Annotated in this window: 13 protein-coding genes; 9 read left to right on the forward strand and 4 right to left on the reverse strand. The window is 71.7% G+C overall.

Annotated elements, in window-relative coordinates:
* Positions 1-63: 63 nt before the first annotated feature.
* The 6 genes from trpE (at position 64) to MNOD_RS26405 (ending at position 5,980) form a co-directional block, all read left to right on the forward strand.
* Positions 64-1,578, forward strand: a complete 1,515-nt coding sequence (gene trpE / locus MNOD_RS26380) for an anthranilate synthase component I (protein ID WP_015932020.1) — start codon at positions 64-66, stop codon at positions 1,576-1,578.
* Positions 1,579-1,661: 83 nt separating this feature from the next.
* Positions 1,662-2,282, forward strand: a complete 621-nt coding sequence (locus MNOD_RS26385; protein ID WP_015932021.1) for an anthranilate synthase component II — start codon at positions 1,662-1,664, stop codon at positions 2,280-2,282.
* A 71-nt stretch (positions 2,283-2,353) separates the two neighbouring features.
* On the forward strand, positions 2,354-3,367 hold the full coding sequence (gene trpD, locus MNOD_RS26390; RefSeq protein WP_015932022.1) for an anthranilate phosphoribosyltransferase: 1,014 nt from the start codon (positions 2,354-2,356) through the stop codon (positions 3,365-3,367).
* Positions 3,368-3,382: 15 nt separating this feature from the next.
* On the forward strand, positions 3,383-4,243 hold the full coding sequence (gene trpC, locus MNOD_RS26395) for an indole-3-glycerol phosphate synthase TrpC (protein WP_043752111.1): 861 nt from the start codon (positions 3,383-3,385) through the stop codon (positions 4,241-4,243).
* Positions 4,244-4,277: 34 nt separating this feature from the next.
* Complete coding sequence (gene moaC, locus MNOD_RS26400; protein WP_015932024.1) at positions 4,278-4,760, forward strand: cyclic pyranopterin monophosphate synthase MoaC; 483 nt, start codon at positions 4,278-4,280, stop codon at positions 4,758-4,760.
* On the forward strand, positions 4,757-5,980 hold the full coding sequence (locus tag MNOD_RS26405) for a molybdopterin molybdotransferase MoeA (protein WP_015932025.1): 1,224 nt from the start codon (positions 4,757-4,759) through the stop codon (positions 5,978-5,980). The genes moaC and MNOD_RS26405 overlap by 4 nt, the downstream gene beginning before the upstream one ends.
* Before the next feature lie 54 nt (positions 5,981-6,034).
* Here the strand turns inward: MNOD_RS26405 and MNOD_RS26410 are convergent, their stop codons facing one another.
* Positions 6,035-6,304: a hypothetical protein gene (locus MNOD_RS26410; RefSeq protein ID WP_043749468.1), complete on the reverse strand. Its 270-nt coding sequence runs from the start codon at positions 6,302-6,304 to the stop codon at positions 6,035-6,037.
* Between the two features lie 554 nt (positions 6,305-6,858).
* On the opposite strand from MNOD_RS26410, the gene MNOD_RS26415 reads away from it, so the two are divergent.
* From MNOD_RS26415 to MNOD_RS26425, 3 genes are all read left to right on the forward strand, one after another.
* On the forward strand, positions 6,859-7,059 hold the full coding sequence (locus MNOD_RS26415) for a NepR family anti-sigma factor (RefSeq protein ID WP_015932027.1): 201 nt from the start codon (positions 6,859-6,861) through the stop codon (positions 7,057-7,059).
* Complete coding sequence (locus MNOD_RS26420) at positions 7,056-7,601, forward strand: sigma-70 family RNA polymerase sigma factor (protein WP_015932028.1); 546 nt, start codon at positions 7,056-7,058, stop codon at positions 7,599-7,601. The genes MNOD_RS26415 and MNOD_RS26420 overlap by 4 nt, the downstream gene beginning before the upstream one ends.
* Positions 7,602-7,773: 172 nt before the next feature.
* Positions 7,774-11,502, forward strand: a complete 3,729-nt coding sequence (locus tag MNOD_RS26425; RefSeq protein ID WP_244424565.1) for a glycosyltransferase — start codon at positions 7,774-7,776, stop codon at positions 11,500-11,502.
* A 16-nt stretch (positions 11,503-11,518) separates the two neighbouring features.
* On the opposite strand, the gene MNOD_RS26430 is transcribed toward MNOD_RS26425, so the two are convergent.
* From MNOD_RS26430 to MNOD_RS48270, 3 genes are read right to left on the reverse strand one after another with little or no spacing between them, the layout of a single operon-like run.
* Complete coding sequence (locus MNOD_RS26430; RefSeq protein WP_015932030.1) at positions 11,519-12,385, reverse strand: metal ABC transporter permease; 867 nt, start codon at positions 12,383-12,385, stop codon at positions 11,519-11,521.
* A complete protein-coding gene (locus tag MNOD_RS26435) occupies positions 12,382-13,245 on the reverse strand; it encodes a metal ABC transporter ATP-binding protein (RefSeq protein ID WP_015932031.1) in 864 nt (287 codons plus the stop codon). The genes MNOD_RS26430 and MNOD_RS26435 overlap by 4 nt, the downstream gene beginning before the upstream one ends.
* Entirely contained in the window at positions 13,242-13,394 is a 153-nt protein-coding gene (locus tag MNOD_RS48270) for a hypothetical protein (RefSeq protein WP_015932032.1), read from the reverse strand. Before MNOD_RS48270 ends, MNOD_RS26435 begins: the two co-directional genes overlap by 4 nt.
* Positions 13,395-13,521 lie beyond the last annotated feature (127 nt).

Here is a 13,521-nt window from a genome sequence, read left to right on the forward strand (position 1 = left end):
GCGCCCGCCCCCGACCCCCCGGCAGAGGGCGTGACGCCCTCTGCACACCCCTTGAGTCTGGTCATGCTGGTCACGCCCTCGCTCGATGCCGCGCAGGCCGCCTACGCGGCGGGCCAACCCGTGCTCCTGCGCGCCACCCTCGTCGCCGACCTGGAAACCCCCGTCGCCGCCTTCCTGAAGCTCAAGGCCGGGCGCGAGGGCGCGGCCTTCCTGCTCGAATCCGTCGAGGGCGGCGCCGTGCGCGGGCGCTACTCGATGATCGGCCTCGACCCGGACCTCGTCTGGCGCTGCAGCGGCGGCACGGCCGAGCGGGCGGATGCCCCCGATCTCGACCGCTTCGTCCCCGACGACCGCCCGCCCCTCGACAGCCTGCGGGACCTCATCGCCGAGAGCGCGATTCCCGGCGACGCAGCCCTGCCCCCGATGGCGGCCGGCCTGTTCGGCTATCTCGGCTACGACATGGTCCGGGAGATGGAGCGGCTCGATCCGCCGAAACCCGACCCGATCGGCGTGCCCGACGCCATCCTGGTGCGTCCGACCGTCATGGTGGTGTTCGACGCCGTGCGCGACGAGATCGCGGTCGTCACGCCACTCCGCCCCGTCCCCGGCCAGCCGGCTAAAGCCGCCTGCGAGGCGGCGCTGAACCGCCTGGAGCGGGTGGCCGAGACCCTCGAAGGCCCCCTCCCCGTCGAGGCGTGGGCGAACCCGACCGAGATCCCGGCGCCCGCGCCCGTCTCGAACACGACGCCGGAGGAGTTCCACGCCATGGTGGCGCGGGCCAAGGCCTACATCGCGGCCGGCGACATCTTCCAGGTCGTGCTCTCGCAGCGCTTCGAGGCCCCCTTCGCTCTGCCCGCCTTCGCGCTCTACCGCTCGCTGCGCCGCGTGAACCCGGCGCCCTTCCTCTGCTACCTCGATTTCGGCACCTTCCAGATCGTCTGCTCCTCGCCCGAGATCCTGGTGCGGGTGCGCGACGGCAAGGTCACCATCCGCCCCATCGCCGGAACCCGCCGCCGCGGCGCCACGCCCGAGGAGGACGGGGCGCTCGCCGAGGAGTTGCTGGCCGATCCCAAGGAGCGGGCCGAGCACCTGATGCTGCTCGATCTCGGTCGCAACGACGTCGGCCGCGTCGCGCAGATCGGCAGTGTCACGGTGACGGATTCCTTCTTCCTGGAATATTACAGCCAGGTCATGCACATCGTCTCGAACGTCGAGGGGCGGCTCGACCCCCGCCACGACGCGCTCGGGGCCCTGGTCGCGGGATTTCCCGCCGGCACCGTCTCGGGCGCCCCGAAGGTGCGGGCGATGCAGATCATCGACGAGCTGGAGCGCGAGAAGCGCGGGCCCTATGCGGGCTGCATCGGCTATTTCGGCGCCGACGGGCAGATGGACACCTGCATCGTGCTGCGCACCGCCGTGGTCAAGGACGGCCGCATGCATGTCCAGGCTGGCGCCGGCATCGTCCACGATTCCGATCCGGCCTCCGAGCAGCAGGAATGCGTGAACAAGGCGAAAGCCCAGTTCCGTGCCGCCGAGGAGGCCGTGCGCTTCGCCGCGCAGGCCCGGCGGGGGCAGTAGGCCAGGATCATCTGCCGGGAAAACAGCGCCCCTTGACCGCGCCCGGCCCAGCCGCCACACCGGCCCGACCCAGGCGCGATCCCATGGCCAGCATCCTCGTCATCGACAACTACGATTCCTTCACCTGGAACCTGGTCCACCTGATCGGGCCCCTGGTTTCGACGATCGAGGTGGTGCGCAACGACGAGATCACCGTGCCGGAGATCCGCGCCCGTGCGCCGGACGCGCTCGTGCTCTCCCCCGGTCCCTGCACGCCGAGCGAGGCGGGGATCTGCCTCGACGTGGTCGCGGAGCTGAGCGACGAGATCCCGATGCTCGGCGTCTGCCTCGGCCTCCAGGCGATCGGGCAGGCCTTCGGCGGGAGGGTGGTGCGGGCGCCCGCCCCCATGCATGGCAAGGTCTCGACCGTGGATCACCGCGCCACCGGCCTGTTTCGCGGCATCAACGGGCCCTTCTCGGCCACGCGCTACCACTCGCTCATCGTCGACCGCGCCACCTGTCCACAGGAACTCGTGGTCACGGCGGAGGCAGACGGGCTGATCATGGCCCTGGAGCACGCCGCCCGGCCGGTCCACGGGGTGCAGTTCCATCCCGAGAGCATCCTCTCGCAGCACGGCGACCGCATGGTGCGGAACTTTCTCGACCTCGCCCGCGCCTGGAATGGCGAGCGCCGGGGTGACAAGGCGGCGTCCGCCGTGCATTGACGGGGCGCAATCGGCACCGCCGCGCCGCCCCCAAGGCCCGTCTGACCCGAAGACCCGTCTGAAGGCCCGTCATGGATTCGTTCAAGCCCTACCTGGCGAAGGTCGCCACGGGTGCGGCGCTCACGCGCGAGGAAGCCCGCACGGCCTTCGACCACCTGCTCTCCGGCGAGGTCACCCACGCCCAGGCCGGCGCCTTCCTGATGGCGCTGCGGGTGCGCGGCGAAGCCGCCGACGAGATCGTGGGCGCGGCCGGCGCGCTGCGCGAGCGGATGGTGCGGGTGGCGGCCCCGCCCGGCGCCATCGACATCGTCGGCACCGGCGGCGATCATTCGGGCAGCTACAACGTCTCCACCCTCGCGGCGATCATCACCGCCTCCTGCGGCGTGCCGGTGGCCAAGCACGGCAACCGCGCCGCCTCCTCGCGCTCGGGCGCGGCCGACGTGCTGGCGGCGCTCGGCGTCAGGCTCGGGCTCGACCCGGAGGCCCTGGCGCAATGCCTCGCGCAGGCCGGCCTGTGCTTCATGTTCGCCCAGACCCACCACGCCTCCATGCGGCATGTGGCGCCGGTGCGGGTCGAACTCGGCACCCGCACCCTCTTCAACGTGCTGGGGCCGCTGTGCAATCCGGCGGGCGTGTCGGGGCAGCTCTTCGGCGTCTACGCGGCCTCGCTCGCCGAGCCCCTGACCCGCGTCCTCGCCGATCTCGGCAGCACCCGGGTCTGGACCGTGCACGGCTCCGACGGCCTCGACGAGATCACCACGACGGGGCCGACCGCGGTCGTCGCCCTGGAGGACGGCGCGATCCGCCGCTTCACCATCGACCCGCGCGAACTCGGCCTCGCGCTCGCGGCGCCGGAAGATCTGCGCGGCGCCGATCCCGAGCACAATGCGGCAGCGCTCCGCGCGGTCCTCGACGGCGCCCGCACGCCCTACCGCGACATCGCTGTGCTCAATGCCGCCGCGGCCCTGGTGGTCGCGGGGGCGGCCGCTAATTTAGGCGAGGGCGTCGCGCGGGCCGCGCAGGCAGTCGATTCCGGGGCGGCCCGCGCCACCCTCGACCGCCTCGTCGCGGTCTCCAACGCCTGACCGGCCGCCATGGGGATGCTGCCCGTGATCGAGCTCAAGAGCCCGCCTGCCGCACCCGCCCGGCCCCCGGCGCCGGACGTGCTGGCCCATATCGAAGCCTACAAGCGCCGCGAGATCGCCGAAGCGAAGCTCCGCGTGCCGCTCGCCGAGTTGGAGAAGCGGGCCGCCGAGGCGGATGCGCCCCGCGGCTTCGCGGACGCGATCCAGGCCCATCTCGACGAGGGGCGCGTCGCGCTCATCGCCGAGATCAAGAAGGCCTCGCCCTCGAAGGGGCTGATCCGCGCGGATTTCGACCCGCCCGCCCTGGCGCGGGCCTATGCGGAGGGCGGCGCGACCTGCCTCTCCGTCCTCACCGACGAGCCCTCCTTCAAGGGCCGGCCGGACTACCTCACGGCGGCACGCGCGGCCTGTGCCCTGCCGGTCCTGCGCAAGGACTTCCTGTTCGAGCCCTATCAGGTCGTCGAGGCCCGAGCCTGGGGCGCCGACTGCATCCTGGTGATCATGGCGAGCCTCGACGACGACGAGGCGGCGGCGATCGTCGAGACTGCGCACGACCTCGGCATGGACGTGCTGGTCGAGGTGCATGACGAGGCGGAGCTGGAGCGGGCGGTCCCGCTCGGCACGCGGATGATCGGCATCAACAACCGCGACCTGCGCAGCTTCCAGGTCTCCCTCGACACCGCCCTGCGGCTCGCGCCCCGCGTGCCGAAGGACCGCATCATCGTGGGCGAGAGCGGCATCACGGGCCATGCCGATGCCGAGCGCCTCGCGGAGGCCGGCATCCGCACGCTTCTCGTCGGCGAGAGCCTGATGCGCGAGGCCGACGTCACGGCGGCGACCCGCCGGCTTCTGTTCGGCGAGCGGGCGCAGGGCTAGATCCTGCAAGGGAACAAACCGCGACGGTGCCTGGATGCCGAGCCTCACCCATCTCGACGCGACCGGCGCCGCCAACATGGTCGACGTCTCCGACAAGGCGCCCACCGCCCGCACCGCCCGCGCGGAGGGCACGATCGTGATGCTCCCCGAGACCCTGCGGCTCATCCGGGAGGGCGACGCCAAGAAGGGCGACGTGCTCGGCACCGCCCGGCTTGCCGGCATCATGGCGGCCAAGCGCACCCATGAGCTGATCCCGCTCTGTCACCCGCTCCTCCTCGCGAAGGTGCGGGTGGATTGCGAGCCCGATCCGGCGCTGCCCGGCATCCGCATCACCGCCGAGGTGAAGGTCCAGGGGCCGACCGGCGTGGAGATGGAGGCGCTCACCGCCGTCTCCGTCGCCTGCCTCACCGTCTACGACATGGTCAAGGCGGCCGACCGCGGCATGCGGATCGAGGGGATCCGTCTCCTGCAGAAGAGCGGCGGCCGCTCGGGCCTCTACGAGGCCGAGCCTGCATGAGCGCGCTCCTGCCCGTCGCGGAGGCGCTCGCCCGCATCCTCGCCGAGGCCAGCCCCGTCGAGGCCGAGACCGTGCCGATCGCCCGGGCGGCCGGGCGCACCCTCGCGCAGGATGTCCGGGCGCAACGCACCCAGCCGCCCTTCGCGGCCTCCGCCATGGACGGATACGCCGTGCGCAGCGCCGATGCGGCGCAGCCCCCCGTCACACTCCGCCTCGTCGGGACGAGCGCCGCCGGGCACGGCTTTGCCGGCACGATCGGGCCGGGCGAGGCGGTGCGCATCTTCACCGGCGCTCCGATGCCGGAGGGGGCCGACACCGTCGTCATCCAGGAGGATGCGGAGGCCGAGGGCGACGCGGTCCGCCTGCGCCAGGGCAACCCGCCCGGACGCCACGTGCGCCCGAGCGGGCTCGACTTCCGCCAGGGCGATCTCCTCCTGCCGGCGGGCACCCGGCTCGACGGCCAGCGGGTGGCGCTCGCCGCCGCGGGGGGGCACCCGGTGCTCTCCCTGCGCCGGCGCCCGCGCGTCGCGATCCTCGCCACCGGCGACGAACTCGTCCGGCCGGGCGAGCCCGCCGCCTGGGACCAGATCGTCGCCTCGAACGGCCTCGCTCTCGCGGCGATGGCCGAGGATGCGGGGGCGGAGGCGATCGACCTCGGCATCGCGGGCGACAGCTTCGCGGATCTCGAAGCCGCCATCGGCCGGGCCCACGCGGTGGATGCCGACCTGCTCGTCACGCTCGGCGGCGCCTCGGTGGGCGACCACGACCTCGTGCAGTCGGCGCTGGTGCGCCAGGGCCTCGAACTCGGCTTCTGGCGGGTCGCCATCCGGCCCGGCAAGCCGCTGATGCACGGGCGCCTCGGCCGCATGGCGGTGCTCGGCCTGCCGGGCAACCCGGTCTCCTCGGTGGTCTGCGGCCTCGTCTTCGTCCGGCCGCTGATCCGCGCGCTCCTCGGCGATCCCCTGGCGGCAGCAGACCGCAGCGAACCGGCCCGGCTCGGCCGCGACCTGCCGGCGAACGATGTCCGGCAGGACTACATGCGGGCGCGGCTCAGCGCCGAGGGTGACGGACCGCCCGTGGTGCATCCCGATCCGCGCCAGGATTCCTCGATGCTCTCCGTGCTCGCGACCGCGGAGGCCCTGCTGATCCGCCCGGCCCATGCGCCAGCCGCCCGAGCGGGCGACCCCTGCCGCATCCTGCGGCTCGACCGGTCCGGCTGAGGCCGCCCGCGGCGGGGCGCGCCCGAGGCGGGGTGGCCCCGCCCGGATGGCGGCCTACTGGGCGCGACGGCCTGCCTGGGTGGTCGACTCGCCGCGATCATAGGCGCTGATCGCCGCCCGGCACTGGGCCGAGAGCCGCACCCGATTGCGCGCGAAGCACCGCTCCACCTCCGGGCTGTCCGGGTCCGCCCCCGCGCAGAGCCGGAAATAATCGCTCGCGCAGTTCATCTGCAGGCCCGGGTCGTCCCGCTGCGCGAGAACTGGCGTGGTCATGACGGTGAGAAGGGCCGCGAGAGCGGCGGGGGTACGAAGCGATGAAACCAAGAGACAATCCCCGATGGAGGTTCGGGCCGTAGGTTAGGAATGCGGCGTCCGCGGGCAAGCACCGGGCTGCAACAGCTCGGCGATTGTCGCCCCGCCCCGCACCGCCGGCGGACCGCGCGCGGCGCCGGTTGGCACCGAACCATCCTCTCGTGAGAAGAACCGCCCCGAGCGGCAGCGCCTGGAGCCTGCCCGCAACGCTCGCCGTGAAGCTCGTGCATCGAGATTGTCTGAAGGTTGGCTGAATACAGCTTTCAGACCTCATTAAAATCGAGGTCTTTAGAGCATTCTTCGGCGAAATGGATGCCGGTTCGTCGCAGAGAATGCGGCAAAATCAAAGACCGACAGCAGAATTCGTTCCCCCGTGACCGGATTCTGCTGTCGCGCGGCACACGTGATGAGGTGCGACCATCGACGCATCCATGACTGAAACGTGACTGACCGATGAGCGGCCGCGATGGCGGCCCGGACGAGCGTCGATGACGGACGAGCACGCAGCTTTGCCGCGGCCGCGACGGACAACACGGACGGCCCGGTCGAGATCCCGCTCCGCCCCGATGATCAACGCCGTCTCCCGGGACGAGCTCGGGCGGGCCCTCCGCCGCGTCTACGCGGACCAGCTGACGGCACCGGCCCCGGAGCGCTTCACCGCTCTCCTGGCCGCGCTCGAACGCGGAAGCACCGGGGCCGAGGCCGCGCCGGGGCGTGACGGCGGACCGGAGCCCGCCCGCGACGGCACAGAGGAGGCCTCCCGATGACCGGCGTCGAACCCGAGATGCGCGCGCTCCTGCTCGGCGCGATCCCGGCCTTGCGGGCCTTCGCCTTCTCGCTCACCCGCGACATCGACCGCAGCGACGACCTCGTCCAGGAGACGCTGGTTCGCGCCTGGACCAAGGCGGACAGCTTCCGGCGCGGGACCAACCTGACCGCATGGCTGTTCACCATCCTGCGCAACCTGTTCTATTCCGAGCAGCGCAAGCGCCGCCGCGAGGTCGAGGATGCGGACGGCGTGCGGGCCGCGCGGCTCTCCGTCCTGCCCGCCCAGGAGGCCCGCCTCGAATTCGACGCCTTCCGGGTCGCGCTGGACGGCCTGCCGGCCAATCAGCGGGAGGCCCTGATCCTCGTGGGAGCGCAGAACTTCACCTATGAGGAGGCGGCGGCCATCTGCGGCGTCGCCGTCGGCACGATCAAGAGCCGGGTCAGCCGCGCGCGGATGCGGCTCGTCGCGGAGCTGGGAATGGGCGGCCCCGACGACATCGGCAGCGACGCCGCCACGCGGGCTGCCCTGGGGCAATCCTGACCAATGCGCCGCGGGTCGACCTTGCTCCGGCTCGCCTGCCCCGAGATTGCCCCAACTTCCTCCCCGTGGTAGCGAAGCAACCGCTTCGACCCGCGAGACATGATCGGCGTGTGACGCCTGTTGAGGCGGCAATTCTGCTGCCTTGCCCACCATGATGGAAATTCTTGCAAGGATGCGCACCGTGCCTCGGCGCCGAATCAAGATCCTGAGCAAGCTCCAGAAGAAAATATATCTTTCTCTGGTGCATAATGATGACACCGAATTCGATCACGAATTCTATTCCAGGCTGTACCCGGACCTGCATCGGCTCAAAGGCCGAAAATCCCTGCTGAAGCATTATGTCGAGCATGGTCGGCGGGAAGGGCGCTTCGCCACCGTCGACGCCTACATGGCGGATCTCGTCGCCAAGTATGGCGAGGCACCGGAGGACTTCGATCCGGGCCTGTATCGCGAGCTCAATCCGGACCTGACCGCGCAGTTTACCGACGCGTGGCAATTCACCGCCCATTTCCTGAAGCATGGGCGTGCAGAGGACCGGCGGTATCGGCTCGATACGTCGGCCGAGACGGCGGAGTTCACCCGCGATGCGGGCGGCATGAGCAAGGACGCCTTCCTGCAGGATCACGGCCTAGCGGCCGGGCGCTGGCAGCTCAGGTTCGATCTCGCGCAGTTCCGGCAGCTGAATGCCGACTGGATCACAACCCCACCCGCCACCCGGTCGGAGGGCATCCGCCTGTTCGTGGAATCCGGAATCGATCGCCTGGCCCCGATCAACGGCGATTCGATCTTCGATCCCGCCTTCTACCGCGCGGCCTATCCGGTCGATCGGAACCTCGACGACGCCGCGCTCTATCGCCACTGGCTGAGCGTCGGCATTGAGCAGAACTGGGCGCCGAACGAGGCGGCCCGGATCTTCGCGTTGATCGGGCGGACGGCGTTTCCGGAGTGCTTCGACGTCGACGGCTACCGGCGGTCCATGCCGGCGAGCGCGCGCAACAGTGCACAAGGACGGACGCAGGTCCTGGAGCACTGGCTGGATCACGGCTTCCAAGAGGACCGACTCGACGTCGTGTCAGGCCAAGGCGCCGCCGATTTCTTCGCTCTCGTGGGCCGGCGGGAGCTGCTGCGACAACGCTTCGAGGCGTCCCGCCGGGCCTATGACGAGGCGATCCGGCGCGGCGGTCCGACACCGGGTCGGCTCCACGACCGCGCGGAGGCCGCGCGGGCCCTGGGCGATCTCGCGGCCGCGGCCGCGGATTACCGCCAGGCGGCCCGGAGCCCCGGATCGAGCGTCTGGAGCCATATCCACGCCGCCGACACCCTCGCGCAGACCAGCGATCTGCCGGGGGCCATCGCGCAGCTGCGCGCCTCCGCCCCGCTCTGGGTCCGCAACGCGCGCTGGCGCGACACCGCTTCCCGCATCTTCCGGCAAGCTTTCGATGCGCGCTGCCAATTCGCGCGGGAGGCCTATCGCAGAGGTTTGCGCGCGAGCGGCGACGGCATCATGGATGAGGCACTGCGGCAGTTCGCGGCGGACTGGCCCCTGGCGGAACCGCTCCCCGCCCCGCTGCCGCCGGCGCAGGGCGGCACGATCGTCATGCTGGCCAATCTCGACCTGCCGCAATGCGTGCACTACCGGGTCGAGCAGCGGCGGCGCCAGCTGGAGCATGGCGGCTGGACCGTGCGGATCTTCGGGCCGGGCGAGACCCAGGCCTTCCGCGAGGCGCTGCACGGGGCGAGCGCCGCCCTGTTCTACCGGGTGCCGGCCTTCCCCCACATCCTCCACAGCATCCTCTACGCCCGGGCGCTCGGCCTTGCGACCTTCTACGACATCGACGACCTGATCTTCGACGGGCCGAGCTATCCGGACCCGTTCGAGAGCTTCGAGGGCCAGATCTCGCGGGACGAATATGTCGGCCTCGAATTCGGCGTGCCGCTGTTCCGCTTCGCCATGTCCCTGTGCGACGAGGGGATCGCCTCGACGCCGGCGCTCGCGGAGGCGATGACGCCGGTCGTCCGGAGCGGGCGCGTCCACGTGGTGCGCAACGCTCTCGACGAGCGCAACGCCCCCTTCCTGAACCGGCCGGATCCGGATCCCGCCGCGCCCGGCCAGCCGGTGACGATCTTCTACGGCTCCGGCACCAAGGCGCATAACAGCGACTTCAACGATCTCGCCGGCCCGGCCCTCCTCGCGATCCTCGCGCGCCACCCCGAGGTGCGGCTCGTCATCGCCGGCCATCTCAAGCTCGATCCGGCCTTCGCCCCCTTCGAGGACCGGATCCGTCAGCTCGGCTTCACCGCCCGGGTCGCCGATTACTGGGAGATCCTGTCGGGCGTCGACATCAACCTCGCGGTGCTCCACCCGGGCAAGACAGCGGACGCCAAGAGCGAGATCAAGTGGCTCGAAGCGGCCATGTGCGGCATTCCGTCCGTGGTGAGCGGAACCCGCACCTACCGGGAGATCCTGGCCGATGGTGAGGACGTGCTCCTTGCCGATACGCCGGAGGCATGGGAGGCGGCGCTCGAACGCCTGGTGACCGACTTGAAGTTGCGCCACCGGATCGGCCTCGCAGCGCGACGCAAGGCGCGCCGCCGCTACACCCTCGACGCGGCGGTGGAGACGCTCGCCGCGTTCCTGCCCCCGCCGCGCAGGCCCGCGGCGCCCGCCGCGCGGACGAAGCCCAGGATCCTCCTCGTCAACGTGTTCTTCCCGCCCCAGACGATCGGCGGGGCGACCCGCGTGGTGCGCGACAACCTCGACCACTTCCTCGACCACGCCGGCACCCGCTTCGACTTCAGCGTGGCGGCGAGCGACGAGGGGGTCGAGCCGGCGGGCTGCACGCGGATCGATTCCTACCGGGGCATTCCGGTCCTGCGGATCTCCACGCCGATGGAGGTCAACATGGACTGGCGGCCGTTCAACCCGATGATCGGCGAGATCTTTGCGGATTTCCTCGACCGCATGGAGCCCGACCTCGTCCATTTCCATTGCGTGCAGCGGCTGACCGCCGATGTCGTCGAGGCCGTGCAGGCGCGCGGCATCCCGCATCTCGTCACGCTGCACGACGGCTGGTGGATCTCCGACCACCAGTTCCTGCTCGACCGGGATGGGCGGGTGGTCCGGCCGGGCCCCGACACGCTGGAGCCCGCCGCCGATGCGCCGCTCGGCGTGATGGCGCAGGTGCTGCGACGCCGGCGCCTCGGCCATCTGCTGCGCGGCGCCGACCGGATCCTCGCCGTGTCGGAATCCTTCGCGAAGCTCTATCGCGAGGCCGGCTTCCCGCGCACGATCAGCGTGCCGAACGGCCTCCCCAGGCTCGAGGCGCCTGAACGGCCGCGCGGCACCGGCCCCCGGGTCCGCCTCGGCCATGTCGGCGGCCGCGAGGCCCACAAGGGCGCGCCGCTGATCGAGGCGGTGCTGCGGACCACCCCGTTCCGGAACCTCAGCTTCACCCTCGTCGATCTCGCCCAGGAGGCCGGCTACGTCGGCGAGGAGATCTGGGGCACGACGCCGGTGCGGATCGTCGGCCCGGTGCCCCAGAGCGAGATCGGCAGGCTCTATCAGGAATTCGACGTGCTCCTGGTGCCCTCCCTGTGGCCGGAGAGTTTCGGTCTCGTCTCGCGGGAGGCCCGTCTGTTCGGATTGTGGGTGGTGGCGAGCGACCGGGGCGCCGTGGGCGAGGACATCACGCCGGGCGTCGACGGATTCGTCATCGACGTCGCGACGCCGGGGCCGCTGCGCGCGGTGCTCTCGGAGATCGACGGGGATGTGGCGCGCTTCCAGGCTCCGCCGCCGCGCACCGGGCCGGTCCGCAGCGCCGCCGATCAGGGCGCCGAACTGTTGCGGCTCTACGAGGAGATCCTCGCCGGCGCCGCAGCGAGGCGCCCGGCCGCGGAATAGCTGGGGCGAAGACCGGTCAGGCTTCGAGGTGGCGCCCCGGGAAGAGCCGCCACAGCAGGCCGCCGCGGGAGCCGAGCAGCATCGAGGCGAGGTAGAGGGCGCCCGCCGTGAGCACGATCGCCGGGCCGCTCGGCAGGTCGGCATAGTAGGAGAGGAGGAGGCCCGCCACGCTGGAGACGAGGCCGAGCGCCATCGCGACCGGGATCAGCCCGGAGATGTCGGCGGCCCAGAAGCGGGCGCTCACCGCGGGCAGCAGCATCAGCCCGACCGCGAGCAGGGTGCCGAGCGCCGCGAAGCCCCCGACGAGATTGAGGACGACGAGACCGAGGAATGCGTAGTGGACCGGCGCGCTCGCCCGGCTGACCGAGCGCAGGAAGAGCGGATCGACGCATTCGAGCACGAGCGGCCGGTAGGCGAGGCCGAGGCCGAGGAGCGTCACGGCCGCGATGGCGCCGAGCAGCAGCAGCGCGGAATCGTCGAGCGCCAGCACGGTGCCGAACAGGATGTGCAGGAGATCGACCGAGGTCCCGCGAGCCGAGATCATCAGGACGCCGGATGCCAGCGCCAGGAGGTAGAGGGCCCCGAGGCTCGCATCCTCGCGCAGCACCGTCGCGCGCGAGATCGCGCCCGACAGGAAGGCCACCGCCAGCCCGGCCGCGAGGCCGCCGAGCGTCATGGCCGGCAGCGACAGCCCGGCGAGCAGGAACCCCACGGCGGCGCCGGGCAGGATGGCGTGGCTCATCGCCTCGCTCATCAGGCTCATGCGGCGCAAGGTCAGGAAGACGCCGACGGGCGCCGCGCTCAGCGACAGCGCGACGCAGCCCGCGAGGGCGCGGCGCATGAAGGCGAACTCGGCGAAGGGTCCGGTCAGGAGATCGATCACGCAGCGTGCTCGCGGTCTTGCGCTGCGCCGCCATGGGAATGCGCGCCGTCATGCCGATGCGCATGCTCATGGGCATGGACCTCATGGGCATGGGCCTCGTGGGCATGGACGGCCGGCCCGCGGCAGACGGGCGCGGTGTCGTCCCAAGCCTCGCAGAGCTGACGGGCGCGCCGCAGGTTGGCGGCCGTGAGCACCGCCTCGGTGTCGCCCCAGGCCACCGCCTCGCGGGCGAGAAGCAGGGTGGTCGGAAAGTGCCGGCGCACCTGATCGAAATCGTGCAGCACCGCGATCACGGTGCGGCGCTCCGCCCGCCAGCGATGCACGAGGTCGAGGAGGTCGGCGGTGGTGCGGCTGTCGACGGCCGCGAAGGGCTCGTCGAGCAGGACCGCGCGCGCGTCCTGCAGCATCACGCGGGCGAACATCGCGCGCCGTAGCTGGCCGCCGGACAGGGTGCCGATCGGCCGCCGCTCGAAGCCGGTGAGCCCGACCGTGGCGAGGGCCTCCGCCACCGCCCGGCGATGCGGGCGCAGTGCGCCGAAGGCGCCGATCCGGCGCCACAGGCCCATCGCCACGAAATCGTGCACGCCGATCGGGAAGCTGCGGTCGATTTCGGCGGCCTGCGGCAGGTAGGCGAAATCGCGCCGCTCCAGCCCGGGATGCTCGATGCGCCCGTCGAGCGGCGCCACCTCGCCGATGATGCCCTTGAGCAGGGTCGACTTTCCCGCCCCGTTCGGGCCGACCACCGCGAGGGACCCGCCGGCGGGCAGGACGCCGTCGAGATGGTGCACCGCCGGATGGCGGTCATAGCCGAGCGTCAGGCCCCGGAAGGCGACCGCGCCGGCGGCGAGCGGCGCCGTCATGCGCTCACCGCCCAGGCGATCGCGCCCCAGACGCAGACGGCGGCGAGGCCGGCGAGCGCGAGGCGCGGCACCAGGCCGAGCCCCAGCAGGGAGGCGGGCGGATGCGCCGCCGGGCCTCGGTGCGCGGACGCGTGCAACTCGGCCTCCATCGCGGCCTCTCCTCGTTCACTCGGGGCGTGACTTAACCGGAGCCCTGACAAAGGCCGTCCCGCTCACCATTTGGTTGAGAGGGGGCCGGGCACCCTCGACGCCCCCTTGACGGCCGGAGCCTGTTAC

The sequence above is a fragment of the Methylobacterium nodulans ORS 2060 genome, from assembly GCF_000022085.1.
Lineage (GTDB): Bacteria > Pseudomonadota > Alphaproteobacteria > Rhizobiales > Beijerinckiaceae > Methylobacterium > Methylobacterium nodulans.